This is a genomic window from Streptomyces sp. NBC_01571 (genome assembly GCF_026339875.1).
In the GTDB taxonomy this organism is placed as follows: domain Bacteria; phylum Actinomycetota; class Actinomycetes; order Streptomycetales; family Streptomycetaceae; genus Streptomyces.
Genome location: NZ_JAPEPZ010000001.1, coordinates 3,803,722 through 3,830,173, shown reverse-complemented (window position 1 = coordinate 3,830,173; position 26,452 = coordinate 3,803,722). Strand labels below are relative to the sequence as shown.

Sequence of the window (26,452 nt, the reverse complement as noted above, 5' to 3'; positions counted from 1 at the left end):
GCCGGCGCCATGAAGGACCCGGGCGTCGGCCCGGCCGGACGTAGCGGAAAATGTCCTCGTGAGTGACGTGAGACATGTGTTGGTGCTGCCCGACCGCGACGCGGCGGAGGAGGCGGCGGAGGCGGTCGGCGACCGGTTCGGGCTCGCGGAGGAACCGCAGCTCGTCAGGGACGCGCTGGCCGGCGAGGACGACGCCGAGGACGCGCAGTGGCTGGTGGTCCTGACGGATTCCGAGGAGCGGCTCGATCCGACGGAGCTGGACGAGTTCGCCGCGGAGTGGGACGGCTGGCGCGAGGAGCCGTAGAGGACCGCCGCGTCAGGCCCCGCCGGGGTGCCGGGGTGCCGGGCGGAGCGGAGGCGCGCGGGGTTGCGGGGGTGCCGTGTATCGGGCTGGGCGCGCGACGCGGGCGGTGCGGACACGTGGACGTGCGGGGCGCGCAGGTACCGCGTCGGCTGCGCGGTGGCCTTGGACGGGGGACGCGTCGTCCGATCCCTCGCGCGTCGTCGGGGCACCGCACCCGTACCGGCGATGGCACGGCCCGACTGCGCGGCGTTCGTTGTCGGTGGCGCGTGGGATGCTGTCAGGGATGGCCAAGAAGACCGCACAAGACGACCCTCTCGCCCCCCTCACACTCGCCGTGGGCCAGGAGGATCTCCTGCTCGACCGTGCCGTGCAGGAGGTGGTGGCCGCCGCCAGGGCCGCTGACGCCGACACGGACGTCCGGGACCTCAACCCGGACCAGTTGCAGCCCGGCACGCTCGCGGAGCTGACGAGTCCGTCGCTCTTCTCCGAGCGCAAGGTCGTGGTCGTACGCAACGCGCAGGATCTGTCGGCCGACACCATCAAGGACGTGAAGGCGTATCTCGGCGCGCCGGCCGAGGAGATCACCCTCGTGCTGCTGCACGCGGGCGGAGCCAAGGGCAAGGGGCTGCTCGACGCCGCGCGCAAGGTGGGGGCCCGGGAGGTGGCGTGCCCCAAGATGACGAAGCCGGCGGACCGGCTGGCGTTCGTGCGAAGCGAGTTCAGGGCGCTGGGGAGGTCCGCGACACCGGAGGCCTGTCAGGCGCTCGTCGACTCCATCGGGAGCGATCTGAGGGAGCTGGCGTCCGCGGTGTCCCAGCTGACCGCGGATGTCGAGGGGACGATCGACGAGGCCGTCGTGGGCCGGTACTACACCGGGCGGGCCGAGGCGTCGAGCTTCACCGTGGCCGATCGGGCCGTGGAGGGGCGGGCGGCGGAGGCGTTGGAGGCGCTGCGCTGGTCCCTGTCGACCGGGGTCGCGCCCGTCCTGATCACCAGCGCGCTGGCGCAGGGTGTGCGGGCGATCGGGAAGCTGTCCTCCGCGCGCGGGGGCCGGCCGGCCGATCTCGCCCGCGAGCTGGGGATGCCGCCGTGGAAGATCGACCGGGTGCGGCAGCAGATGCGGGGCTGGACGCCGGACGGGGTGGCCGTCGCGCTGCGGGCGGTCGCCGACGCGGATGCCGGGGTCAAGGGCGGTGGGGACGATCCCGAGTACGCGCTGGAGAAGGCGGTCGTGGCCATCGCCCGGGCGGCTCGGTCCCGACGGGGCTAAGGGCTGTCCCGTAATCCCCGGTGCATCAGCGCGCGGCGTCGGATGCGGTGCATCGCAAGGCGGAGGGTCGTCCTCGTACTGGGTGTATTCGGGCGATCCGACAACGCGGCGAGATGCCGTAGCTGTCGTCGTGCGCCCACCGGGGATCACGGGACAGCCCTTAGGACGTTCGACAGGGCTTTCGGTAGATCTTTCGACGGGACTTTCGACAAGGCACCCGACAAGGCACCCGACAAGACGAAGGCCCCGCTCGCCCTCCTGGGGAAGGAGGCCGAGCGGGGCCTTCGGTTCAAGCCTGTGGAGCCGTGCCCGCGTGGCGAACGCAGGCCGCGCACGGATCCGGGGGTGCCGGTCAGGAGCGGATGAGAGGGCCCGCTTGGTCCCTTCCGGCGGTCAAGTCGAGTAGGACTCAGCCCTTGAGGGCGACGACCTTCGAAGCAAGCGCCGACTTCTTGTTGGCGGCCTGGTTCTTGTGGATGACGCCCTTCGAGACGGCCTTGTCGAGCTGGCGCGACGCGGCGCGCGTGTACTCGGTGGCCTTCTCGACGTCACCCGCGGCAGCAGCCTCGCGGGCCTTGCGGATCGCGGTCTTCAGGGAGGACTTGACGGCCTTGTTGCGCAGCCGGGCCTTCTCGTTGGTCTTGATCCGCTTGATCTGGGACTTGATGTTCGCCACGAATGAGCCTTTACAGGTTCAGGCGCGCGAGACAGCAGTCTCGCCCGCCGTTTGATTTCCTTGGGGTGTGCCTCCTGCAGAGAGGGCATGAGACACAGCCACCCAGGCTACCAGCCGCCGCACGACCGGCCCAAACCGGTCGCAGCTCCCCACCCGTGGGACCATGGAGCCTACGTATCGATCCGACCCGAGGCGACAGGCGCCTCAAGAGACAGGACCCTGCGTGCCCGCGACCCCTAACAATGTGCCCGAGCCGAGCCGTACCGCCCCGGCTCTGATCCGCAATTTCTGCATCATCGCGCACATCGACCACGGCAAGTCCACGCTCGCCGACCGCATGCTCCAGCTGACCGGGGTGGTTGATCAGCGGCAGATGCGCGCTCAGTACCTCGACCGCATGGACATCGAGCGCGAGCGTGGGATCACGATCAAGTCCCAGGCGGTCCGGCTGCCCTGGGCGCCCTCCGAGGATCCGGGCAGTACGCACATCCTCAACATGATCGACACCCCCGGGCACGTCGACTTCACGTACGAGGTGTCCCGGTCCCTCGCGGCCTGCGAGGGCACGGTCCTGCTTGTCGACGCGGCCCAGGGCATCGAGGCGCAGACTCTCGCCAACCTCTACCTGGCGATGGAGAACGACCTCAAGATCATCCCCGTACTGAACAAGATCGACCTGCCGGCGGCCCAGCCGGAGAAGTTCTCCGAGGAGCTCGCCAACCTCATCGGGTGCGACCCCGACGACGTACTGAAGGTCTCCGCCAAGACCGGTCTGGGTGTCGAGGCCCTGCTGGACAAGGTCGTCGCCGAGATCCCGGCGCCGGTGGGTGTCCAGGACGCCCCGGCCCGCGCGATGATCTTCGACTCGGTCTACGACTCCTACCGGGGCGTCGTGACGTACGTGCGTGTCATCGACGGGCAGCTCAACAAGCGTGAGCGCATCCGGATGATGTCCACGGGCGCCACGCACGAGCTCCTGGAGATCGGGACCAACTCGCCGGAGATGCTGCCGGCCGACGGGCTCGGTGTCGGCGAGGTGGGCTACCTGATCACCGGCGTGAAGGACGTCCGCCAGTCCAAGGTCGGTGACACCATCACCACCCTGCACGGGGGTGCGACCGAGGCGCTCGGCGGATACAAGGACCCCAAGCCCATGGTCTTCTCCGGGCTGTATCCGCTCGACGGGTCCGACTACCCCGAACTGCGTGACGCCCTCGACAAGCTGCAGCTCAACGACGCCGCTCTGGTGTACGAGCCGGAGACCTCGGCGGCGCTCGGCTTCGGTTTCCGCGTCGGCTTCCTGGGCCTGCTGCACCTGGACGTGATCCGTGAGCGGCTGGAGCGCGAGTTCGGGCTCGACCTGATCGCCACCGCGCCCAACGTGGTGTACCGGGTGCTCATGGAGGACGGGAGCGAGCACACGGTCACCAACCCGAGCGAGTTCCCCGAGGGCAAGATCAACGACGTGTACGAGCCCGTCGTACGCGCCACGATCCTCGCCCCCTCCGAGTTCATCGGCTCGATCATGGAGCTGTGCCAGACGCGGCGCGGCACCCTGCTCGGCATGGACTACCTCTCCGAGGACCGCGTCGAGATCCGCTACACGCTGCCGCTCGCGGAGATCGTCTTCGACTTCTTCGACCAGTTGAAGTCGAAGACCCGTGGCTACGCCTCGCTCGACTACGAGCCCACCGGCGAGCAGACCTCCAGCCTGGTCAAGGTCGACATCCTGCTGCACGGCGACAAGGTGGACGCCTTCTCGGCGATCACGCACAAGGACCAGGCGTACGCGTACGGTGTCCGGCTCGTCGCCAAGCTGCGCGAGCTGATCCCGCGGCAGGCCTTCGAGGTGCCGATCCAGGCGGCCATCGGCTCCCGTGTGATCGCCCGCGAGACCATCCGCGCCATCCGCAAGGACGTCCTCGCCAAGTGCTACGGCGGTGACATCTCCCGTAAGCGGAAGCTGCTGGAGAAGCAGAAGGAGGGCAAGAAGCGGATGAAGATGGTGGGCTCTGTGGAAGTTCCGCAAGAAGCCTTCATCGCCGTGCTCTCCAGCGACGACAGCGGTGGCGCGGCGAAGGGCAAGAAGTAGTCGCCGAGGGTAGGCCGATTCGCCGATTTCAAGGGCCCGTTGCGCTTTCGCGTGGCGGGCCCTCGCGCATGCGTACCGTCGCTCTCTGTAGGAAGTGACAGGACGCCGCCTCTTACGCACCGGCCGGACGCGCTCTACTCTGATCACTGCTCGATAGTTACTCGCGAGTTAAACAACAGCCGCAATGAGCCAGCCAGCCGCGTTGTCGCGGGCCCCGGAGGATGTCGTGAGCGACACACAGACCCTGATCGAGAACCGTCCGCCGTCCGTGGCGGCCCTCTTCCTGGAGCGCGTGGCGGCCACGCCGGACGCCGAGGCCTACCGCTACCCCGTGCCGGCCGTCCCCGGGGCCCCGGCCTCGTCCGAGCGGGCAGGTGCCCCCGCCGGTCAGGGTGCGGACGACTGGAAGTCGCTGAGCTGGGCGCAGGCCGCCGAGCGGGTCTTCGCCATCTCGGCCGGACTGATCGAACTGGGTGTGCAGCCGGAGCAGCGCGTCGCGCTCGCCTCCTCCACGCGGGTCGAGTGGATCCTCGCCGACCTCGGCATCATGTGCGCGGGCGCGGCCACTACGACGATCTACCCGCAGACGAACGCCGGGGAGTCCGCGTTCATCCTCTCCGACTCGGGCAGCCGGGTCCTGATCGCCGAGGACGCGGCCCAGCTGGCCAAGGTGCGCGAGAAGCGCGCCGAACTGCCCGAGCTGACGCATGTGGTCGTCATCGACCCGGCCGGCGTCGAGACCGGCGACGACGTCCTGTCCCTGGCCGAGCTGGAGACGCGCGGCGCCGCGTACCTGGAGAAGAACCCCGAGCTGATCGAGGAGCGGGTCGGCGCGATCACCGCCGACCAGCTCGCCACCCTCATCTACACCTCCGGCACCACGGGCCGCCCCAAGGGGGTCCGCCTCCCGCACGACAACTGGGCGTACATGGCGAAGGCCATCGCCTCGACCGGACTCCTCGGTCCCGACGACGTTCAGTACCTCTGGCTGCCGCTCGCCCATGTCTTCGGCAAGGTGCTCACCTCCGGTCAGATCGAGGTCGGGCACGTCACCGCCGTCGACGGCCGGGTGGACAAGATCATCGAGAACCTGCCGGTGGTGCAGCCGACGTACATGGCGGCCGTCCCGCGCATCTTCGAGAAGGTCTACAACGGGGTCGCGGCCAAGGCGCGGGCCGGCGGCGGCGCCAAGTACAAGATCTTCCAGTGGGCCGCCGAGGTCTCCCGCGAGTACGCGAAGGCCGGTCAGGACAACTTCCGCCGCACCGGCATCGCCTCCGTGCCCTTCGCGCTCGCCGCCAAGCACAAGGTCGCGGACGCGCTCGTGTTCTCCAAGATCCGCGAGGCCTTCGGCGGCAGGCTGCGCGCCTGCGTCTCCGGCAGTGCGGCCCTGGCCCCCGAGATCGGCTACTTCTTCGCGGGCGCCGGCATCCACATCCTGGAGGGGTACGGCCTCACGGAGTCCTCCGCCGCCTCCTTCGTGAACCCCGGCGAGGCCTACCGCACCGGCACGGTCGGCAAGCCGCTGCCCGGCACCGAGGTGCGCATCGCGGACGACGGCGAGATCCTGCTGCGCGGCCCCGGCATCATGGAGGGCTACCACGGGCTGCCGGAGAAGACCGCCGAGGTCCTGGAGGCGGACGGCTGGTTCCACACCGGTGACATCGGCGAGCTGTCCCCCGACGGCTATCTCCGCATCACCGACCGCAAGAAGGACCTCATCAAGACGTCCGGCGGCAAGTACATCGCGCCCGCCGAGGTCGAGGGCCAGTTCAAGGCGGTCTGCCCGTACGTCTCCAACATCCTCGTGCACGGCGCCGACCGGAACTTCTGCACCGCCCTCATCGCGCTCGACGAGCCGTCGATCCTGGAGTGGGCGAAGGACAACGGGCTGGAGGGCAGGTCGTACGCGGATGTCGTGGCCGCCCCCGTCACGGTCGAGCTGATCGAGGGCTATGTGAAGGAGCTCAACAGCGGCCTCCAGCGCTGGCAGACGATCAAGAAGTTCCGTCTGCTGCCGCGCGACCTCGACGTCGAGCACGGGGAGATCACCCCGAGCCTGAAGCTGAAGCGGCCGGTCGTGGAGCGGGAGTACAAGGGGCTGATCGAGGAGATGTACGCCGGTACGCGCGAGGCGTGAGCCCGGGGCGGCCGGACCGCTCGCCGGCGGCCGGGTCCGCTGTGGCCGGCCGCGCGGTTCCCCGCGCCGTGTCCGGTCCCTCGCGGCGGGCGGTTCCCCGCGCCGCTTCCCGTCCCTAGCGGCGGGCGGTTCCCCCCGTTCGTCACGGGGCGCGGGTGCCGGCCACCCGCGCCACCAGACGCTGCAGTTCTCCCACCTGTCTGCGCAGGTCCGGCATGTCCGGGGGGTCCTCGGTCGCCAACTGCTTCTCCAGGGCCGCCAGGCGCGTGCTGATCCGGGCGGCGTGGGTGCGTTCCTGGGCCAGCAGCCGTTCCAGCTGCTGGTTCTTGCGGTGCAGGTCCAGGAACACGGTGACCTTGGCGCGCAGCACCCAGGGGTCGAACGGCTTCGTCAGATAGTCCGCGGCACCGGTGGCGTAACCGCGGAAGGCGTAGCCCGCGTCGGCGTCGGTACCGGTCAGGAAGATGATGGGGACGTCCTTGGTCTGGTCGAGCCGCTTGATGTTCGCGGCGGTCTCGAAGCCGTCCATGCCGGGCATGTGGATGTCCAGGAGGACGACGGCGAAGCGTTGCCGCAGCAGCGCCTTCATCGCCTCCTCGCCCGAACGCGCGCGCACCAAAGGCTCGTTGAGGGAGCCCAGGACGGCCTCCAGGGCGATCAGGTTGTCCTCCATGTCGTCGACCAGGAGGATGCTGGCGCGCTCGTCGGTCGTTTCCTCAGCGCTCATGGTGACTGTGCCTCACTCGGTCGTCGGCGGGACCGCGGCCTCCCCGGTCGTGCTCGGTCCCGGAACAACGGGTTCGGGAACGCCGCCGTCCCGCGCTTCGAGCCGGCCCACGGCCGTCGCGACCTCCGCGGTGCGGCGGACGGGCGAGGGCAGGCTGTCCGCCCTGTAGTGGCGCGCGACGCCGCCGAGTCGGGCGCCGCGGAGCCGGCGGATCCGGTCGTGCGGGTCGACCCGCCGGGTGAGGTCGCCGCCGGCCACCGCGTCGAGGACACGCGTCGCGTTCCCGGCGGGTGCCACCAGGATGTCGAGCAGCCGGCTCACGTCGTCGACACGGGTCGTCCGTCCGCTCCGCCCCGGACGCGCGGACAGCAGCTCGTGCCACGCCAACTCCGCCCACATCGGCTGCACTTCCGTGTTGAAGAGGGCGTAGCGGTCCATGATCCGGTGGAACGCCGTGCTGAGCTCCGCGGCCGGGCCGTACCCCGTCTCCGGTGCCTCGGTGAAGCCCCCGTCGCGTGCGGCGGTCGTCGCGGCGAGCGGCGGACGCGGATCGGACGCCCGGATCCGGCCGTCATCGAATGCCCGATTCTGTCCTTCTTCGAGCACGCGCGTAGCACTGTTCTCACTCATGGCGGCCCACTTCGGTAACTCGGTGCTTATGGGCGGGGCCAGTCTGTCACTCTGTCCGTGTCGCCTGAGGCGCAATCGTCCGAACTGCTCAGGGAGCCGCACAGTGGGGGCCATTCCGACGCAACGGGAGTCGCAGCGGGACTCCATGGCGCCTGCCCCTCACGCGCCCGCGCACCACCGTGCCGGCCTGGAGACAGTGGTGCGCGCGGCGCTGCCGGGCACCCCGCTCGCGCCCGGCGCGGCCCGTCGGCTCGTGCGCGAGGCGCTCGCCGACCGGGCCGCACTCGCGCTGCCCGGCGCCGAGACGGTCGGCGAGCGCCTTCGCGACGACGCCGTCGTGATCGTCAGCGAACTCGTCACCAACGCGGTGGTGCACGCGGGCACGGACGTGGAGCTGGTGTGTCGGCTCGAGATCGGCGACGACGGCGGGCCGGGTGTGCTGGACGCGGTGATCGTCGAGGTCTCCGACCACCACCCCTCGCGCGCGGTGCGCGAGGACGCGGCCGAACGCCCGTACGGCACACCCGAGTACGGGCGCGGGCTGCGGCTCGTCTCCACGCTCTCCGAGGCCTGGGGCATCACCTATCGCACCGGCGTCAAGACCGTGTGGGCGCGGTTGCCCGTGGACGGCGCGGCGGAATTCGGCGCGGGGTTCGGGCTGGAGGGGGAGACGGGGGACGCCACCGGGACGGGGGTGGCAGGGGAAGCGGGCGTCGACCGGGTTTCGGGTGACCGGGGTCCGGGTGCCGTCGCGTGGACGGGCGGTGCGGGCCCGGGCGGTGGCGCGGAGACCGGCGCGTACGCCGGGGATTGCGGGATCGGGGCGCCCGGCGGCGGGACGACCACCGCGGAACCGAGGCGCGATCCGTCCCGTGACCACGACTGGCTCAACCGCGGCGCCCTGTCCTTCCTCGCCGAGGCCTCCGACCTGCTCGCCGGCCAGCTGGACGAGGACCTGGTCGCCGCGCTCGCCGGACAGCTCCTGGTGCCCCGGCTCGCCGACTGGTGCGCGGTCTGGCTGGAGGACGAGGCCACCGACCGGGCGGGCGGCCTCGGGCTGGCGCTCGGGCCGCGGCTCGCCCGGGTCTGGCACGGCAGTGAGAACCGCATCGAGGAACTGCGCGGGGCGCTGGAGAAGGACCCGCCCCGGCTGCCCGACTCGGTGCGGTCCCGGGCCGTGCCCGTGCCCTGGCCGGGGGAGACGCTGGGAGCGGGCGACATGCTGGCCGGCGCCGGAGGGGGGAGCGGGGCCGCCGGGGTGGGCGGGGCGGCGCTGGCCTACCGGCTGATCGCCGGCGGGCGGCCGCTCGGGACCCTCGTCATCGGGCGGGCCGGGCTGACCTGCTTCCCCGACGAGATCACCGGACTCGTCGAGGACCTCAGCCGCCGGATCGCCCTCGCCATCGGCGCGGCCCGCCAGTACGCGCGGCAGGCCACCATCAGCCGGGTCCTCCAGCGAGGCCTGCTGCCCGGCGCGGTCGCCGAGATCCCCGGGGTGCGCAGCGCCCTCGTGTACGAACCGCTGGACAAGGGCGGCCCCAGCGGGGACTTCTACGACCTGTTCCCGGCCGGTGACGGCCGCTGGTGTTTCGTCCTCGGTGACGTGCAGGGCAAGGGGCCCGAGGCCGCCGTCGTGATCGGCCTGGCCCGGCCGTGGGTGCGGCTGCTGGCCCGGGAGGGCTACCAGGTCGCCGACGTCCTCGACCGCCTCAACCAGCTCCTGCTCGACGACGCGACGGAGGCGGCCGACGCGGCGGCCCGCGCGCTGGTGGCCGCGGGCGGCCCCGGCCTCGGTCCCGACGAGGGCCCGCAGACCCGCTTCCTCTCCATGCTGTACGGCGAACTGGTGCCCTTCGACGGAGGCGTGCGCTGCACCCTCGCGTCGGCCGGACACCCGCTGCCGCTGATCCTGGGCCCCGACGGCGACGTACGGGAGGTGGCCGAGCCGCAGACGCTGCTCGGCGTCTTCGAGGACGCGACCTACGTCTCCGAGACCCTGGACCTGTACCCCGGCGACACCGTGCTGTGCGTGACCGACGGCGTGACGGAGCGCCGCAGCGGGCCGCGTCAGTTCGACGACGACGAGGGGCTCGCCCAGGCCCTCGCGAGTTGTACGGGTCTCGGCGCCGAGCTGGTCGCGGAGCGGATCCGGCGACTGGTGCACGAGTTCGGCAGCAAGCCCCCGGAGGACGACCTGGCCCTGCTGGTGCTGCAGGCGGAGTAGGGCGGGACCGGCATGCGAGCCGGGACCGGCGCGGGAGCGGGGGGTCGGACGGGCGAGAGTGCGTGGAAAGGGGCATGCGGCCGAGTACGGGACAATGGAAGGCATGCCTTCCGCACTCCCCGACGGTGAGCCCGTCCCCGACGACGGGGCGCTGCCCGCGCACGCCCTGGCCGGGGCCGCCGCTCGCCCCCTCGGGTTCTACCTCCACGTGCCGTACTGCGCCACCCGCTGCGGGTACTGCGACTTCAACACCTACACGGCGACCGAGCTGCGGGGCACCGGAGGCGTGCTCGCCTCCCGCGACAACTACGCGGCCACCCTGATCGACGAGGTCCGGCTCGCCCGCAAGGTGCTCGGCGACGACCCGCGCCCCGTCCGCACGGTCTTCGTCGGGGGCGGCACGCCGACCCTGCTGGCCGCCGACGACCTCGTACGGATGCTGGACGCGGTCCGCGAGGAGTTCGGGCTCGCGGACGACGCCGAGGTCACCACGGAGGCGAACCCGGAGTCGGTGGACCCGGCGTACCTCGCGACCCTGCGGGCCGGGGGCTTCAACCGGATCTCCTTCGGCATGCAGAGCGCCCGGCAGCACGTACTCAAGGTGCTCGACCGCACCCACACCCCCGGGCGCCCCGAGGCCTGTGTCGCCGAGGCGCGCGCGGCGGGCTTCGACCATGTGAACCTCGACCTGATCTACGGCACGCCCGGTGAGTCCGACGACGACTGGCGGGCCTCGCTGGACGCCGCGCTCGGCGCCGGGCCCGACCACGTCTCCGCGTACGCCCTGATCGTCGAGGAGGGCACCCAGCTGGCCCGGCGCATCCGCCGCGGCGAGGTCCCGATGACGGACGACGACGTCCACGCGGACCGCTACCTCATCGCGGACGAGGTGATGGCGGCGGCGGGCTTCGACTGGTACGAGGTGTCCAACTGGGCCACCTCCGAGGCCGGCCGGTGCCTGCACAACGAGCTGTACTGGCGCGGCGCGGACTGGTGGGGGGCCGGGCCGGGGGCCCACAGCCACGTCGGCGGCGTGCGCTGGTGGAATGTGAAGCACCCCGGGGCGTACGCGGCGGCGCTGGCGTCCGGGAGGTCCCCCGGGGCGGGGCGCGAGCTGCTCTCCGGCGAGGACCGCCGCGTGGAGCGGATCCTCCTCGAACTGCGGCTCCGCGAGGGCTGCCCGCTCTCCCTGCTGCGGCCGGAGGGGCTCTCGGCCTCCCGCCGCGCGCTCTCCGACGGACTCCTCGAGAACGGCCCCTACGACGAGGGCCGCGCCGTCCTCACACTGCGTGGACGGCTGCTCGCGGACGCGGTGGTCAGGGATCTGGTGGACTGAACACCCGTTCGACTACTGTCCGCGTGCATGATCTCTGGTGAGTGGCCGGCCGAGGACGCGACCGTCCTCCGGTACGGGTTGCGGCGGCTGCTGCTCAGCCTGCCGGTCGTGGTGGTGTTCCTCGCGGCCGGCGGGACGGGTCTCTGGTTCGCCTTCCGGGACGACGGGATCGGTGCCGGCTGGATACCTCTCGCGATCCTCTTGGCGATGGGCCTGGGCGGCCTGATCCAGTTGGTCTCCCGCTGGCGGGCCCGTCATTGGGTCACCGCCTTCGACTCGACCGGCTTCTGGTGGATGCGCGGCAAAGAGACCGCCCTGATCCGCTGGGACTCGCTGGCCGGGGTCGGTATCCACTGGGCACGGACGCGCCACCATGCCGTCTTCACGGTCGAGCTGTGCCCGCGTGACGAGGTGGACCGCGACGATCCGCTGCTGTGGAAGTTCGTCCGCGACACGGAACCGCTCCGGCCGGGCCTGCCCCGGCTCCGCTACCGCATCGACGTCGGCGACTCCCACAAGGCGTACGAGAAGGCGTTCGTGCGGTGGGCGCCCGAGCTGTGGTTCGGGCGCAAGGAGCAGCCGATGTCGTATCCGGGGTGGCCGGACGAGACGGGTCACCGGGAGCGGACGGCCGAGCGGACCGACACGCCGGCGCGCGGGACGCGCGCACCGCTCCTGTTCGACGCCGTCGACATCGGGGACACGGTGGTCGTCCAGAGGGGCGTGATCCTGGTGCGCCGGCGGCTCGGCGTGGCGCTGGCGCTGGTGGCGCTCTGCGGGTGGGCCGTATGGGCACTCGTACCCGAGCACGGGCGCGGTACGGGCGCAGTGGTCCGCGAGGTGATCGCCGCCGTGCTGGTGCTGTCGGCCGGCTGGGCCGTGGTGGCCATCGCCCGGGGAGCCCGGGCGGACTACGGCTGCCGCGTCACCATGGACGCCGACGGGGTCCACTTCGTCCGGAGCGGGTGGTCCGCGACGCTCCCGTGGGACTCGCTCGCCGGCGTCGGCATCTACGAGGCGCCGCTGTTGCGCACGCTAGAACTCTGCCCGAAGGCCGAGATCGACCGCGACGACCCGCTGCTGTGGGCGTGGGTACGCGACAACGAGCCGCTGCGGCCGGGGCTGCCCCGGCTGCGTCACCGTGTTCCCATCCGGCCCGCAGCGGCCCGGCACGCGGTGGCGGCGGGCTGTCGGCAGTGGGCACCGCGGCTCTGGTTCGGCGGTGAGCGGATGCCGCTCGGCTACGAGGGAGAAAGTGACAGGAAGGGTCACCGCAGCCGGGGCGGCGGCGCCGGCGGTCCCGTCGGCTCCCACGACCCCCGCCACCCTCACGGCCTCGACGGCCCCGACGTCACTCCGGCGCCGTGACGAAGTCGATCAGTTCCTCCACCCGGCCCAGGAGTTCCGGCTCCAGGTCCTTGTAGGAGCGCACCCGGGACAGGATGTGCTGCCAGGCGGCACCCGTGTTCTCCGGCCAGCCCAGGGCCCGGCACACGCCCGTCTTCCAGTCCTGCCCGCGCGGGACGCGGGGCCAGGCGGGAATGCCCACGGAGGACGGCTTCACGGCCTCCCAGACGTCGATGTACGGGTGGCCGAGGACGAGGGCGTGCTCACTCGTGACCGCCTCCGCGATGCGCGACTCCTTCGTGCCGGGCACCAGATGGTCGACCAGCACGCCCAGGCGGGCGTCCGGCCCCGGCCCGAACTCGTCGACGACGGCGGGGAGATCGTCGATGCCCTCCAGGTACTCGACCACGACGCCCTCGATGCGGAGGTCGTCGCCCCAGACCCGCTCGACCAGTTCGGCGTCGTGGCGGCCCTCCACGTAGATGCGGCCGGCCCGCGCCACCCGGGCCCGTGCGCCCGGCACGGCGACCGAACCGGATGCCGTACGGCCGGACCGTACCGGCCCCGCGGCCGGACGGACCAGGGTGATCACCCTGCCCTCCAGCAGGAAGCCGCGCGGCTCAAGCGGGAACACGCGGTGCTTGCCGAAGCGGTCCTCCAGCGTCACCGTGCCCGCCTCGCAGCCGATCACCGCCCCGCAGAACCCCGTACCGGGTTCCTCGACCACCAGACCCGGGTCCGCGGGGACCTCGGGTACCGGCTTGGGCTTCTTCCACGGCGGGGTGAGATCCGGAGAGTACTGGCGCATTCGGATGACGATAGGAGAACCGGCGGGGAGGTGACGGTGAGATCCCTACGACACGCCGAAACGTGTCGCCAGCGCGTCCCGCTGAGCCCGGACGAACGCCGCATTCACCGCGGCCCCGTGACCGGGCACGTACACCGCCTCCTCGCCGCCCAGACCGAGCAGCCGGTCCAGCGCCGCCGGCCAGTGGGAGGGGACGGCGTCGGGACCCGCCTGGGGCTCGCCCGACTCCTCCACCAGGTCCCCGCAGAAGACGACCTCCGGTGAGCCGGGCGCCCCGGTCACCAGGACCACCAGATCGTGCGCGGTGTGGCCAGGACCCACGTTCGCCAGCAGGGCCCGCACACCGCCGCCCAGGTCGAGCGTCCGCTCGCCGGACACGGAGTGCCGCGGGGGGACCAGGGCGTCCGCGGCCTCTGCGGCGTCACGCGGGTCCAGGCCGTGGCGTACGGCGTCCACGCGCAGCTCCGCGCCCTCGTGCGCGAACACCGCGCCGAGACCCGCCGCCCCGAACGCCTGCGCGTCCGTGAACGACGCCGCGCCGAAGACATGGTCGAAGTGCGGGTGGGTGAGTGCGAGGTGCGTCACGTCCCGGTCCGGGCCGAGGAGCCGTCGCGCCTCGGCGCGCAACCGTGCGCCCTCCCCGAGGCTCGCCCCCGCGTCGACCATGAGCGCCGCGCTCCCGCCCACCACCAGCCCCGCCGTGCAGTCCCAGCGCGCGAGCCGCCGCCGCCCCACGTGCGGAGCCAGCTCCTCCCACCCCGGCTCTTCCCAAGTCACCTTCATACGGTGACGCTAGTGCCGCGGCGCCGGCCGGAGGGCGGACGCCGGTGAGACATCGCGGGACACGTCGGCATACGTGCGCAAGATCGCGGGCCCGCCCTTGCCGGGGCCGTACCCACCGGCCGTACACTGGGCCGGGGAATGCTGGCACTCGCACGCGCTGAGTGCCAAGCGAGGCGACGAGGGACCGACAGCTGGAGGTGTGCGCGGTGCTGAGTGAACGCAGACTCGAAGTGCTGCGCGCCATCGTCCAGGACTACGTCGGCACCGAGGAGCCGGTCGGTTCCAAGGCACTGACGGAGCGGCACCAGCTGGGGGTCTCCCCGGCCACGGTCCGCAACGACATGGCCGCCCTGGAGGACGAGGGGTACATCGCCCAGCCGCACACCAGTGCCGGGCGCATCCCCACCGACAAGGGCTACCGGCTCTTCGTCGACAAGCTCGCCGGCGTCAAGCCGATGACCGGACCCGAGCGGCGGGCCATCCAGAACTTCCTGGGCGGCGCCGTCGACCTCGACGACGTCGTCGGGCGGACCGTGCGGCTGCTCGCGCAGCTGACGCGGCAGGTCGCCGTCGTGCAGTACCCGTCGCTGACGAGATCGACCGTGCGGCACGTGGAGCTGCTGTCCCTGGCTCCCGCGCGACTGATGCTCGTCCTGATCACGGACACCGGGCGGGTCGAGCAGCGCATGATCGACTGTCCGGCGCCGTTCGGGGAGACGTCCGTGGCGGATCTGCGGGCCCGGCTCAACAGCCGGGTCGCGGGCCGCCGCTTCGCGGACGTCCCGCCGCTGGTCCAGGACCTGCCGGACGCCTTCGAGGCGGACGACCGGGGTACGGTCGCGACAGTGCTCTCCACCCTTCTGGAGACGCTCGTCGAGGAGACCGAGGAGCGCCTGATGATCGGCGGCACCGCGAACCTGACCCGCTTCGGACATGATTTTCCCCTCACGATCAGACCGGTGCTCGAAGCGCTGGAGGAACAGGTCGTGCTCCTCAAGTTGCTTGGGGAGGCAGGGGATTCGGGCATGACCGTACGGATCGGTCACGAGAACGCGTACGAGGGACTCAACTCCACGTCCGTGGTCTCCGTCGGCTACGGTTCGGGCGACGAGGCAGTAGCCAAACTCGGCGTGGTCGGACCGACCCGCATGGATTACCCGGGAACGATGGGAGCGGTACGAGCGGTGGCACGGTACGTCGGACAGATCCTGGCGGAGTCTTAAGTGGCCACGGACTACTACGCCGTGCTCGGCGTGCGCCGCGACGCGTCCCAGGACGAGATCAAGAAGGCTTTCCGGCGGCTCGCGCGCGAGCTGCATCCGGACGTCAATCCCGATCCGAAGACGCAGGAGCGGTTCAAGGAGATCAACGCCGCGTACGAGGTGTTGTCGGACCCGCAGAAGAAGCAGGTCTACGACCTCGGCGGCGATCCGTTGTCCCAGGCGGGCGGCGCGGGCGCGGGCGGCTTCGGCGCCGGTGGCTTCGGCAACTTCTCGGACATCATGGACGCCTTCTTCGGCACGGCGTCGCAGCGGGGCCCCCGGTCGCGCACGCGGCGCGGCCAGGACGCCATGATCCGGCTCGAGATCGAGCTGGACGAGGCCGCCTTCGGCACGACGAAGGACATCCAGGTCGACACGGCCGTCGTGTGCGCCACCTGCAACGGTGAGGGCGCCGCGCCGGGGACCTCCGCCCAGACCTGCGACATGTGTCGCGGACGTGGTGAGGTGTCCCAGGTCACACGGTCGTTCCTGGGCCAGGTCATGACGTCCCGTCCGTGCCCGCAGTGCCAGGGCTTCGGCACCGTCGTGCCGACCCCGTGCCCGGAGTGCGCGGGCGACGGGCGGGTCCGGTCCCGGCGCACGCTCACGGTGAAGATCCCGGCGGGCGTCGACAACGGCACCCGGATCCAGCTCGCGGGCGAGGGCGAGGTCGGGCCCGGTGGCGGCCCCGCCGGTGACCTCTACGTCGAGATCCACGAACTGCCGCACTCGACCTTCCAGCGCCGCGGTGACGACCTGCACTGCACGGTCACCATTCCGATGACCGCGGCGTCGCTCGGGACCAAGGTGCCGCTCGAGACCCTCGACGGTCTGGAGGAGGTCGACATCCGGCCCGGCACGCAGTCCGGGCAGTCGATCCCGCTGCACGGGCGCGGCGTCACGCATCTGCGCGGCGGCGGCCGGGGCGACCTCATCGTGCATGTCGAGGTCACCACGCCCACCAAGCTCGATCCCGAGCAGGAGCGGCTGCTGCGGGAGCTGGCACAGCTGCGCGGCGAGGAGCGTCCGACCGGGCAGTTCCAGCCGGGCCAGCAGGGCCTGTTCTCCCGCCTGAAGGACGCGTTCAACGGCCGCTGACCCCGGGCGTCGGCTCGTTTCGGCCCGTCCGGCGTTCCAGGACGGGGCCGTTCGGGCCGAAGCGGGTCCGGGGGCGGCGGCCTTCGGACCGGGACGAGCAGGGGGCGGCCGCGAGGGCGGAACAGGGCCGTGGACCGTCCGTCCCGGCGGCCCGCGGCGGGGGGAAGGCCGGATTTCGGACTTGTTCGGAGGACGTGACAACATGCCGTCATGTCCTCCGCACTGACCGATCTCTTCCCTCACCCGATCGTGCAGGCCCCCATGGCGGGCGGGGTCTCCGTCCCGCATCTCGCGGCCGCCGTGTCCGAGGCCGGCGGGCTCGGGTTCCTCGCCGCCGGGTACAAGACCGCCGACGGCATGTACCAGGAGATCAAGCAGTTGCGCGGGCTGACGAGCCGGCCCTTCGGGGTCAACCTCTTCATGCCGCAGGCCGAGTACGCGGACCCGGCCACCGTCGAGGTGTACGCCCACCAGCTGGCCGGTGAGGCCACCTGGTACGAGACGGACCTCGGCGATCCGGACAGCGGCCGCGACGACGGCTACGACGCCAAGCTCGCGGTCCTCCTCGACAACCCGGTGCCGGTGGTCTCCTTCCACTTCGGCTGCCCCACCCGTGACGTCCTGGACTCCCTCGCCCGCGTCGGCACGCTCACCATGATCACCGCGACCACCGCCGAGGAGGCGCTCGCGGTGCAGCGGGCGGGGGCCGCCGCGGTCGTCGTGCAGGGCGTGGAGGCCGGCGGTCACCAGGGCACCCACCGCGACAACCCGGAGACGGACGGCACGGGGATCGGACTGCTCTCCCTGATCGCCCAGGTCCGCGAGACCGTGCAGATCCCGGTCGTCGCCGCCGGCGGCATCATGCGCGGCAGCCAGATCGCCGCCGTGCTCGCCGCGGGCGCCGACGCGGCGCAGCTGGGCACCGCGTTCCTCGCCACCCCGGAGTCCGGCGCGCACGCCGTGCACAAGCAGTCCCTGACCAACCCCCTCTTCGTCCGCACGGAGCTGACGCGCGCGTTCTCCGGCCGCCCCGCGCGCGGCCTGGTCAACCGCTTCATGCGGGAGCACGGTCCGTACGCGCCCGCCGCGTACCCCGACGTCCACCACCTCACCTCCCCGCTGCGCAAGGCCGCGGCCAAAGCGGGCGACGCGCAGGGCATGGCCCTGTGGGCGGGACAGGGGCACCGGATGGCCCGTGAACTGTCCGCGGGGCAACTGGTGGAGGTGCTGTGCGCCGAGCTGGACGCGGCGCGGACAGCGTTGTCCGCGGCCGGCGGAGCGGGCGGTACGGACCGATGACGGCACCGGTGTTCGTGGTCGACCACTTCGACGTGGACGGCGAGGGGCACCATGTCCTCGACGGCCCCGAGGGCCGGCACGCCGTCTCCGTGAAGCGGCTGCGGGCCGGTGAGGACGTCGTCCTCACCGACGGTGCCGGACGCTGGGCGGAGTGCGTCGTCGTCGCTGCCGAGGGCAAGGACCGGCTGACCGTCCGCATCGACTCCCTCGCCGAGGAACCTCCCCAGTCCCCTCGTATCACCGTCGTCCAGGCCCTGCCCAAGGGCGACCGGGGCGAGCTGGCCGTGGAGACGATGACCGAGACCGGGGTGGACGCGATCGTCCCCTGGGCCGCCTCGCGCTGCATCACCCAGTGGAAGGGCGACCGGGGTCCGAAGGCGCTCGCCAAGTGGCGGGCGACGGCGCGCGAGGCCGGCAAGCAGTCCCGCCGGGTGCGCTTCCCGGAGGTCGCGGACGCGGCGACGACCAAGCAGGTCGCCGCACTTCTGGCCGAAGCGGACTTCGCGGCGGTGCTGCACGAGGACCGGGAGTACGGCAGCGAGCCGCTCGCCACGGCCGAACTGCCCTCGTCCGGAAGGATCGTTCTGGTCGTGGGACCTGAAGGGGGCGTCTCCCCCGAGGAGTTGGACCTCTTCGCGCAGGCGGGTGCGAAGGCGTACCGGCTGGGGCGTAGCGTGCTGCGTACGTCGACCGCAGGGACCGCGGCGACCGCGCTGCTGCTGGGGCGCACCGGCCGCTGGTCCTGAACGAACACCCACGGGGGATGCGTTGGAACTCGCCCAGGTACGGCTGCTCGTCGCCGACTTCCCGGCCTGTTACCGCTTCTACGCCGAAGTCCTCGGCCTCAAGCCCCAGTCGGGGGCGGCCGAGGGACCGTACGAGAAGTTCAGTGCCGCCACCGGCTCCGCGGGCATCGCGCTCCAGGACCGCGCCATGATGGCCCGGATCCTCGGCGAGCTGGGCGATTCGGCGACGGGCCACCGCTCCCTGGTCGTCCTGCGCGTCGACGACCTCGACGCGTACTGCGCCGGGGTCGTCGCGCGCGGCGGCGTCATCGCCCACGGCCCCGCTCCGATGACCGACCGTATGCGCGTGGCCCACCTCAAGGACCCGGAGGGCAACCTCGTGGAACTCCAGGAGTGGCTGCTCCTGCGCAACTGAGGCACGCCCTCGCGCACGCCGCCCGCCCGCCGGTGGCCCCCGGCCGGGGCAAGTGATCCAAACCCCTTTCCGGGTGAGCTGTCGCTGCATAGGGTGATCGGGTGACACAGTCTGCATCGTCCGTATCATCCGGATACCTCCGCTTCCCGCATCTGCGTGGCGATCTGGTCGCGTTCACCGCCGAGGACGACGTCTGGGCCGCTCCCCTCGACGGCGGCGGCCGGGCCTGGCGGGTCAGCGCCGACAACGTCCCGGTGAACCACCCGCGCATCTCGCCCGACGGTGAGAGCGTCGCCTGGACCTCCGCCCGGGACGGGGCGCCCGAGGTGCACGTGGCCCCGCTGGCGGGCGGAGCGGCCAGACGGCTGACGTACTGGGGGAATCCGCGGACCCAGGTGCGCGGCTGGACGCCGGACGGACAGGTGCTCGCCCTCAGCACCCAGGGCCAGGCGAGCCTGCGGCGCAGCTGGGCGCGGGCCGTCCCGCTCGACGGCGGTCCCGCCACCACCCTTCCGTACGGGCCGGTCGGCGATGTCGCGTACGGCGGGCCCGGCGTGCTGCTCCTGTCCGCCCCGATGGGACGCGAGGCGGCCTGGTGGAAGCGGTACCGCGGCGGCACGGCGGGCAAGCTGTGGATCGACCGCGAGGGCGACGGCGAGTTCGTACGCCTGCACGAAGAGCTGGACGGGAACCTCGAATACCCCCTGTGGGCGGGGGAGCGGCTCGCGTTCCTGTCCGACCACGAAGGGGTGGGGGCCCTCTACTCGTCCCTCGCCGACGGCTCCGACCTGCGCCGCCACACCCCCGGTGAGGGAGGCTTCTACGCCCGGCACGCGGCGACCGACGGCACCCGGGTCGTCTACGCGTCCGCCGGTGAACTGTGGCTGCTCGACGACCTGGACGGCGCCGAGCCGCGGAGACTCGACATCCGGCTCGGCGGACAGCGCGTCGGCCAGCAGCCGCACCCCGTCAGCGCGTCCCGCTGGTTCTCGGCCGCCGCGCCCGACCACACCGGACGCGGCAGCGCGGTCTCCGTGCGCGGCTCCGTCCACTGGATCACCCACCGCTCCGGTCCGGCCCGCGCGCTCGCCGCCCGGCCCGGCGTGCGCGCCCGGCTGCCGCGCACCTTCCGGGTGGAGGGCGAGGAGTACGTGGTGTGGGTGACCGACGCGGCGGGCGACGACGCGCTGGAGTTCGCCCCGGCGACCGGGACCGCCCCCGGAGCGACCCCGCGCCGGCTCGCCGCGGGCCGGCTCGGCCGCGTCCTCGGGCTCGCGATGGCACCCGACGGCAGCCGCGCGGCCGTCGCCTCGCACGACGGACGGGTACTGCTCGTCGAGCGGGAGACCGGGGAGGTGCGCGAGGTCGACCGCAGCGCCGACGGGGACGTCAGCGGGCTGGTCTTCTCGCCGGACTCCGCCTGGCTCGCCTGGTCGCACCCCGGCCCCCGTCCGCTGCGCCAGCTGAAACTGGCGAACACCGCCGACCTGTCGGTCACCGAGGCGACGCCGCTGCGCTTCCGCGACTACGCGCCCGCGTTCACCCTCGACGGCAAGCACCTCGCCTTCCTCTCCGCGCGCGCATTCGACCCGGTCTACGACGAACACGTCTTCGACCTGGCGTTCGTGGGCGGATCCCGCCCGCACCTGATCACGCTGGCCGCGACCACCCCGTCCCCCTTCGGACCGCAGCGGCACGGCCGCGCCTTCGACGCCCCCGAGGGCCGCGGGGCCGAGACGCCCGACAGCGAGGGCACCCCCGCGACCCGGATCGACCTCGAAGGACTCGGCGACCGGATCGTCCCGTTCCCCGTCGAGGCCGCCCGCTACTCGACGCTGCGGGCCGCCAAGGACGGGCTGCTGTGGCTGCGCCACCCGGTCCGCGGTGTGCTCGGTGCCTCCCGCGCTACTCCGGACGACCCGGACCCGAAGACCGAGCTGGAGCGGTACGACCTGGCCCAGCACCGCATCGAGCATCTCGCCGCGGACGCCGACCACTTCGCCGTCACCGGCGACGGCAAGCGGGTCCTGCTGTGGACCGACGGCAAGCTCAAGCTCGTCCCCAGCGACCGCCGCGCCTCGAACGACGACGAGAGCGACACCAACATCACCGTCGACCTCTCGCGGATCCGCCAGACGGTCGACCCGGCCGCCGAGTGGCGCCAGATGTACGAGGAGACGGGCCGCCTGATGCGGGACAACTTCTGGCGGCCCGATCTGGGCGGGGCCGACTGGGAGGGCGTACTCGACCGCTACCGGCCGGTCCTCGACCGGATCGCCACCCACGACGACCTGGTGGACCTGCTCTGGGAGGTGCAGGGCGAACTGGGCACCTCGCACGCGTACGTGTCCCCGCGCGGCGGCTGGGCCGGCGGCGACCGGGCGCAGGGACTCCTCGGGGCGGACATCTCCCGTCACGAGGACGGCAGTTGGCGCATCGACCGGATCCTCCCCTCGGAGACCTCCGACCCCGACGCACGGGCGCCGCTCGCCGCGCCCGGGGTAGCGGTGCGGGCCGGGGACGCGATCGTCCAGGTCGGCGGGCAGCCGGTGGACCCGGTGACCGGTCCAGGGCCGCTGCTGGTGGGCACGGCGGGCAAGCCGGTCGAACTGACGGTCTCCCCCTCCGGCGGCGGAGATCCCCGGCACGCGGTGGTCGTCCCGCTCGCCGACGAGGAGGCGCTGCGCTACCACGCGTGGGTCGCGGACCGGCGGGCGTACGTCCACGAGCGCTCCGGGGGCCGACTGGGCTATCTGCACGTGCCGGACATGGTCGGCTCCGGGTGGGCGCAGCTCCACCGGGACCTGCGGATCGAGGTGGCCCGGGAGGGGCTGGTCGTGGACGTGCGGGAGAACCGCGGCGGCCACACCTCCCAGCTGGTCGTCGAGAAGCTCGCCCGGCGGATCGTGGGCTGGGACCTGCCGCGCGGGATGCGGCCGTACAGCTATCCGGAGGACGCGCCGCGCGGTCCCGTCGTCGCCGTGGCCAACGAGTTCTCCGGCTCGGACGGGGACATCGTCAACGCGGCGGTCAAGGCGCTCGGGATCGGTCCGGTGGTGGGCACGCGCACCTGGGGCGGTGTGATCGGCATCGACAGCCGCTACCGGCTCGTCGACGGCACCCTGGTGACCCAGCCCAAGTACGCGTTCTGGCTGGAGGGGCAGGGGTGGGGCGTGGAGAACCACGGCGTCGACCCGGACGTCGAGGTCGTCCAGGCCCCGCAGGACCACGCCGCCGGCCGCGACGTCCAGCTGGACGAGGCGATCCGGATCGCGCTGGCGGCCCTGGAGGAGAACCCGGCGAAGACCCCGCCGCCGCTCCCGGAGCTGGGCTGACGAGGGTGCCGATAGCATGCACGGCGTAATGATCGGCGCCGTGCGCGGCGGGATGGCCGGCGCCGTGCGGACGCAGGGACCGACGCCGTCCGGGACACCGGGGCCGGCCGGCACGAGGAGGGACACGCATGGCGGGAGAACCGCAGGACGACTGCCTGTTCTGCAAGATCATCGCGGGGCAGATTCCGGCGACCGTCGTCCGGGAGAGCGAGACGACCCTCGCCTTCCGCGACATAAACCCGCAGGCGCCCACCCACATCCTGGTCATCCCCAGGGTGCACCACCCGGACGCGGCGTCGCTGGCGGCCGCCGAGCCACGGATCGCGGCGGACGTGCTGCGCGAGGCCGGTGAGATCGCGGGCGAGGAGAAGCTGGACAGCTACCGGATCGTGTTCAACACCGGCAGCGGTGCGGGACAGACCGTCTTCCACGCGCACGCGCACCTCCTCGGTGGCCGCGGCATGCAGTGGCCACCGGGGTGACCGGCGTTGTCCGTACGTGAACTGGTGGTCCTCGGCACCGCCAGCCAGGTCCCGACCCGGCACCGCAACCACAACGGCTATCTGCTGCGCTGGGACGGGGAGGGGCTGCTCTTCGACCCCGGCGAGGGCACCCAGCGGCAGATGCTGCGGGCCGGGGTCGCCGCGCACGACCTGCACCGGATCTGCGTCACGCACTTCCACGGCGACCACTCGCTCGGGCTCGCCGGGGTGATCCAGCGCATCAACCTCGACCGTGTGCCGCACGAGGTCACCGCGCACTACCCCCGCTCCGGGCAGCGCTTCTTCGACCGGCTGCGGTACGCCACCGCGTACCGCGAGACCGTCGCGCTCACCGAGGCGCCGGTCGACACGGACGGCGTGCTCGCGGCCACGGCCTCCTACACCCTGGAGGCCCGCAGGCTCTCCCACCCCGTGGAGTCCTTCGGCTACCGGCTGGTCGAGCCGGACGGGCGGCGGATACTGCCGGAGCGGCTCGCCGCGCACGGCGTCAAGGGGCCGGACGTCGGGCGGATCCAGCGCGAGGGATCCCTGGGCGGAGTCCGTCTGGACGACGTCAGCGAGGTGCGGCGCGGGCAGCGGTTCGCGTTCGTCATGGACACCCGGCTGTGCGAGGGGGTGGACGCCCTCGCCGAGGGCTGCGACCTGCTCGTCATCGAGTCGACGTTCCTCGACGAGGACCACCGGCTCGCCTCCGACCACGGGCATCTGACCGCCGGTCAGGCGGCCCGGGTGGCACGCGACGCGGGCGTACGGCATCTGGTGCTCACGCACTTCAGCCAGCGGTACTCCGATCCCGACGAGTTCGAGCGGCAGGCGCGGGCCGCCGGGTTCGACGGGGAACTGAGCGTGGCGCACGATCTGATGCGGGTGCCGGTTCCGAAGCGCTCATAAAACGCCCGTACCATGCTTTGATGCCCCTCCCCAAAGCAGAACTGCACCTCCATGTCGAAGGCACCCTGGAGCCCGAACTCGCCTTCGAGCTCGCCGCGCGCAACGGCGTCACGCTCCCGTACGCGGACACCGAGGAGCTGCGCAAGGCGTATCTCTTCGACGATCTCCAGTCGTTCCTGAACCTGTACTACGAGCTGATGGCCGTCCTGCGGACCGAGCAGGACTTCGCCGACCTGGCCGACGCGTATCTCGCGCGGGCCGCCGCGCAGGGCGTCCGGCACGCGGAGATCTTCTTCGACCCGCAGGCGCACCTCGCGCGCGGGGTCGGGATGGGGACGGTCGTCGAGGGGCTGTCCCGCGCGCTCTCCCGCAGCGAGGACACGCACGGCGTCTCCACCCAGCTGATCATGTGCTTCCTGCGCGACGAGTCCGCGGAGTCGGCGATGGCGACGCTGGAGGCCGCGCGGCCGTACCTCGACCGGATCGTCGGCATCGGCCTCGACTCGGCGGAGGTCGGACACCCGCCGGTCAAGTTCCGCGAGGTGTACGAGGCGGCCGCCGCCCTCGGGCTGCGACGCGTCGCGCACGCGGGCGAGGAGGGGCCGCCCGCGTACATCACCGAGGCGCTGGACGTCCTCGGCGTCGAGCGCATCGACCACGGGCTGCGCTGCATGGAGGACCCCGAGCTGGTCGAGCGGCTGGTCCGGGACAGGGTGCCGCTGACGCTCTGTCCGCTGTCGAACGTACGGCTGCGCGCCGTGGACGTCCTGGAGGACCACCCCCTGCCCGCCATGCTGGACGCCGGGCTCCTGTGCACCGTCAACTCCGACGACCCCGCCTACTTCGGGGGGTACGTCGGCGACACCTTCCACGCGGTGCACGAGGCGCTCGGTCTGGACCGCGAGCGGATGCGGGAACTGGCGCGCAACTCGTTCGTGGCGTCCTTCCTCGACCACGACGAGGAGCGACGGGCGCGCTACCTCGCCGAGGTCGAGGCGTACGAGTTCGGGTAGAGCCGCCTGGACCGGGCCCGCCTGGACCGGGCCGACCCGGAGCGGTGCCCACTTCGAATGGAGCCGCTGGGTGCGAGCCGCGAGCCGCGAGCCGCGCGCCCGGTTCGGTCCGGGGACTAGCCCGGTCCGGGTCCCGGCCCCGCCGACGCGGCGGCGGTCTGCCGGGGGCCCGCCGTGCCGTACGCCGCCCGCCGGGCCTCGGCGGTCTCCAGCGGGATCTCCACCACCGGGTGTTCCTGCGGGGTGCCGCGCCGGGTGCGCAGGGCCACCGCCGTCATCGGAACGGTGAGCAGGAGCAGGCCGAGGGCCAGGATCACGCCCATCCCCGGGTAGCCCGTCCGCGCGGAGAGCAGACTGCCCGAGAGCGGGCCGCAGGCCGTGCCGAGCGAGGAGGCGGAGCCCACCAGGACCGCCCAGCGCCCCCGTTGGTCCAGGGACGCGGCGAGCCCGATGACGTAGGACAGGACGACCGGGTACAGCGTGTTCCAGGCGATCTCGCCGGTCGCGAAGGACGGCAGGTCGTCGGCGGCCGAACTGAGCGCGATACAGCCCGCGATCAGCGCGGTGCCCGCCCCGATGGGCAGCGCGCGGCCGAGGCGCGGGCCGAGCGCGCCCGCCCCGATCACCCCCAGCAGCCCGGCGCCGAGCGCCGCCGCGAAGACCGCTCCGACGGTGACCTCGCTCAACCCCGCCTGGGTCAGGCCGATGCGGCCGCTGACGCCCCACAGGGAGTTCTGCGCGAGGGACCAGCAGAGCATGGCGACGGCGAGGACGACCCCGGCGCGGGGGTGCGGAAGGGGGGTGCCTGCGCGCAGGGTCCGCGCGGCGGGTGCGCGGGCGGGCAGTCGCCGGGTCGTGGGCAGGACGAGCAGCGCGGTGACGGCGATCGCGGCCAGCGGCTGGCCGTGGCCCGGGCCCAGGTGCGGGATCGTCAGGTACAGCGTGCCCGCGAGGGCGGAGACGCCGAGCAGACCGAGCGTGGTGGTGCGGTGCGGGTCGCGCTGGGCGGCGATCCCGGTGGCGGCGACGGTGGTGACCGTGCCGGAGCCGAGGCCGCCGACGATCGCGCCGGCCACGACCAGCGGCACGGTGGTGGTGAGGGCGGCGCTGCCGTAGCCGACGGCGGCGAGCAGCAGCCCGGCGCGGGCCAGCCGGCGCGGGCCGAAGCGGTCGACGCGGGAGGCGAGCAGGAAGCCCGCCGTCGCCGAGCTCAGCAGCAGGACGCTGCCGACGCAGCCGGCCTCGGTGGCGGAGAGGGGGAGGCCCGCGTTCAGTCTGCCGACGGTGGTCGGCAGCAGGTACGGGGCGAGGTACCCGGCCGTGAAAAGGGCGACGAGGGGCCAGGGCAGGGTGGTGCGGGCGGACACGGGCGTTCCCAGGGCATGCGAAAGAAGCGGCTCGATGAGGGGGTTGGGCGGCTGTCGACGGACAGGAACGCGCGGGCAATTTGTATCAAGCGGCCCCGGGCCGGAAACAGGTGGGGCGACGTGATCTGGGTCACGTTCTGTTTGGTGCGGTGAAGGCGGGGTAGACACGCGGCTTTCCGTCCGCCG

General features: G+C 72.5%; 22 protein-coding genes. 16 read left to right on the top strand and 6 right to left on the bottom strand.

Annotated features, from left to right (window positions below):
* The first annotated feature begins 58 nt into the window (after positions 1 to 58).
* Both OHB41_RS17260 and holA read left to right on the top strand, forming a co-directional pair.
* Positions 59 to 304 carry a hypothetical protein gene (locus OHB41_RS17260; RefSeq protein WP_266699114.1) on the top strand — a complete coding sequence of 82 codons (246 nt, stop codon included), beginning with the start codon at positions 59 to 61 and terminating at the stop codon, positions 302 to 304.
* Positions 305 to 587: 283 nt separating this feature from the next.
* Positions 588 to 1,574, top strand: coding sequence for a DNA polymerase III subunit delta (holA, locus tag OHB41_RS17255; RefSeq protein ID WP_266699112.1), 987 nt, complete (start codon positions 588 to 590; stop codon positions 1,572 to 1,574).
* A gap of 409 nt (positions 1,575 to 1,983) precedes the next feature.
* Here the strand turns inward: holA and rpsT are convergent, their stop codons facing one another.
* Positions 1,984 to 2,250, bottom strand: a complete 267-nt coding sequence (rpsT, locus tag OHB41_RS17250) for a 30S ribosomal protein S20 (RefSeq protein ID WP_168528058.1) — start codon at positions 2,248 to 2,250, stop codon at positions 1,984 to 1,986.
* A gap of 223 nt (positions 2,251 to 2,473) precedes the next feature.
* On the opposite strand from rpsT, the gene lepA reads away from it, so the two are divergent.
* Together lepA and OHB41_RS17240 are read left to right on the top strand one after the other, a co-directional pair.
* Positions 2,474 to 4,342 carry a translation elongation factor 4 gene (gene lepA / locus OHB41_RS17245; protein ID WP_266699108.1) on the top strand — a complete coding sequence of 623 codons (1,869 nt, stop codon included), beginning with the start codon at positions 2,474 to 2,476 and terminating at the stop codon, positions 4,340 to 4,342.
* Positions 4,343 to 4,568: 226 nt separating this feature from the next.
* On the top strand, positions 4,569 to 6,482 hold the full coding sequence (locus tag OHB41_RS17240) for an AMP-dependent synthetase/ligase (RefSeq protein ID WP_266699106.1): 1,914 nt from the start codon (positions 4,569 to 4,571) through the stop codon (positions 6,480 to 6,482).
* Positions 6,483 to 6,624: 142 nt separating this feature from the next.
* Here OHB41_RS17240 and OHB41_RS17235 read toward each other — a convergent pair whose 3' ends face one another.
* The gene (locus tag OHB41_RS17235) at positions 6,625 to 7,209 is read right to left on the bottom strand and encodes a response regulator (RefSeq protein ID WP_266699105.1); all 585 of its coding nucleotides are present in this window, start codon (positions 7,207 to 7,209) and stop codon (positions 6,625 to 6,627) included.
* Positions 7,210 to 7,221: 12 nt separating this feature from the next.
* Positions 7,222 to 7,839 carry a hypothetical protein gene (locus OHB41_RS17230; RefSeq protein WP_266699103.1) on the bottom strand — a complete coding sequence of 206 codons (618 nt, stop codon included), beginning with the start codon at positions 7,837 to 7,839 and terminating at the stop codon, positions 7,222 to 7,224.
* A gap of 145 nt (positions 7,840 to 7,984) precedes the next feature.
* On the opposite strand from OHB41_RS17230, the gene OHB41_RS17225 reads away from it, so the two are divergent.
* The 3 genes from OHB41_RS17225 (at position 7,985) to OHB41_RS17215 (ending at position 12,767) form a co-directional block, all read left to right on the top strand.
* Positions 7,985 to 10,063 carry an ATP-binding SpoIIE family protein phosphatase gene (locus OHB41_RS17225; protein ID WP_266699102.1) on the top strand — a complete coding sequence of 693 codons (2,079 nt, stop codon included), beginning with the start codon at positions 7,985 to 7,987 and terminating at the stop codon, positions 10,061 to 10,063.
* 94 nt (positions 10,064 to 10,157) lie between these two features.
* Positions 10,158 to 11,399, top strand: coding sequence for a radical SAM family heme chaperone HemW (hemW, locus tag OHB41_RS17220; protein WP_266699100.1), 1,242 nt, complete (start codon positions 10,158 to 10,160; stop codon positions 11,397 to 11,399).
* Positions 11,400 to 11,426: 27 nt separating this feature from the next.
* Positions 11,427 to 12,767: a hypothetical protein gene (locus OHB41_RS17215; protein ID WP_266699099.1), complete on the top strand. Its 1,341-nt coding sequence runs from the start codon at positions 11,427 to 11,429 to the stop codon at positions 12,765 to 12,767.
* Here the strand turns inward: OHB41_RS17215 and OHB41_RS17210 are convergent.
* Positions 12,751 to 13,554 carry a DUF3097 domain-containing protein gene (locus tag OHB41_RS17210; protein ID WP_266699098.1) on the bottom strand — a complete coding sequence of 268 codons (804 nt, stop codon included), beginning with the start codon at positions 13,552 to 13,554 and terminating at the stop codon, positions 12,751 to 12,753. The two genes, OHB41_RS17215 and OHB41_RS17210, sit on opposite strands and share 17 nt — an antisense overlap.
* A 45-nt stretch (positions 13,555 to 13,599) precedes the next feature.
* Entirely contained in the window at positions 13,600 to 14,337 is a 738-nt protein-coding gene (locus OHB41_RS17205; RefSeq protein WP_266699096.1) for an MBL fold metallo-hydrolase, read from the bottom strand.
* 206 nt (positions 14,338 to 14,543) lie between these two features.
* On the opposite strand from OHB41_RS17205, the gene hrcA reads away from it, so the two are divergent.
* The 9 genes from hrcA to OHB41_RS17160 all read left to right on the top strand — a co-directional run bounded on the left by hrcA (position 14,544) and on the right by OHB41_RS17160 (position 24,899).
* Positions 14,544 to 15,560 (top strand): heat-inducible transcriptional repressor HrcA, encoded by a 1,017-nt coding sequence (gene hrcA / locus OHB41_RS17200; RefSeq protein ID WP_266699094.1) that lies wholly within the window; start codon positions 14,544 to 14,546, stop codon positions 15,558 to 15,560.
* Entirely contained in the window at positions 15,561 to 16,697 is a 1,137-nt protein-coding gene (gene dnaJ / locus OHB41_RS17195) for a molecular chaperone DnaJ (RefSeq protein ID WP_266699093.1), read from the top strand. It abuts the gene before it with no gap.
* A gap of 210 nt (positions 16,698 to 16,907) precedes the next feature.
* On the top strand, positions 16,908 to 17,996 hold the full coding sequence (locus OHB41_RS17190; protein ID WP_266699091.1) for a nitronate monooxygenase: 1,089 nt from the start codon (positions 16,908 to 16,910) through the stop codon (positions 17,994 to 17,996).
* Positions 17,993 to 18,742 (top strand): 16S rRNA (uracil(1498)-N(3))-methyltransferase, encoded by a 750-nt coding sequence (locus tag OHB41_RS17185; protein WP_266699090.1) that lies wholly within the window; start codon positions 17,993 to 17,995, stop codon positions 18,740 to 18,742. Before OHB41_RS17190 ends, OHB41_RS17185 begins: the two co-directional genes overlap by 4 nt.
* A 22-nt stretch (positions 18,743 to 18,764) precedes the next feature.
* On the top strand, positions 18,765 to 19,157 hold the full coding sequence (locus tag OHB41_RS17180) for a VOC family protein (RefSeq protein ID WP_266699088.1): 393 nt from the start codon (positions 18,765 to 18,767) through the stop codon (positions 19,155 to 19,157).
* A 101-nt stretch (positions 19,158 to 19,258) separates the two neighbouring features.
* A complete protein-coding gene (locus OHB41_RS17175) occupies positions 19,259 to 22,492 on the top strand; it encodes a S41 family peptidase (RefSeq protein WP_266699087.1) in 3,234 nt (1,077 codons plus the stop codon).
* A 128-nt stretch (positions 22,493 to 22,620) separates the two neighbouring features.
* A complete protein-coding gene (locus OHB41_RS17170; protein WP_266699085.1) occupies positions 22,621 to 22,974 on the top strand; it encodes a histidine triad nucleotide-binding protein in 354 nt (117 codons plus the stop codon).
* Between the two features lie 6 nt (positions 22,975 to 22,980).
* On the top strand, positions 22,981 to 23,886 hold the full coding sequence (locus OHB41_RS17165; RefSeq protein ID WP_266699083.1) for a ribonuclease Z: 906 nt from the start codon (positions 22,981 to 22,983) through the stop codon (positions 23,884 to 23,886).
* 20 nt (positions 23,887 to 23,906) lie between these two features.
* Positions 23,907 to 24,899 carry an adenosine deaminase gene (locus OHB41_RS17160; RefSeq protein ID WP_266699082.1) on the top strand — a complete coding sequence of 331 codons (993 nt, stop codon included), beginning with the start codon at positions 23,907 to 23,909 and terminating at the stop codon, positions 24,897 to 24,899.
* Positions 24,900 to 25,015: 116 nt separating this feature from the next.
* Here the strand turns inward: OHB41_RS17160 and OHB41_RS17155 are convergent, their stop codons facing one another.
* Positions 25,016 to 26,266, bottom strand: a complete 1,251-nt coding sequence (locus OHB41_RS17155) for an MFS transporter (protein ID WP_266699080.1) — start codon at positions 26,264 to 26,266, stop codon at positions 25,016 to 25,018.
* Positions 26,267 to 26,452: the final 186 nt, after the last annotated feature.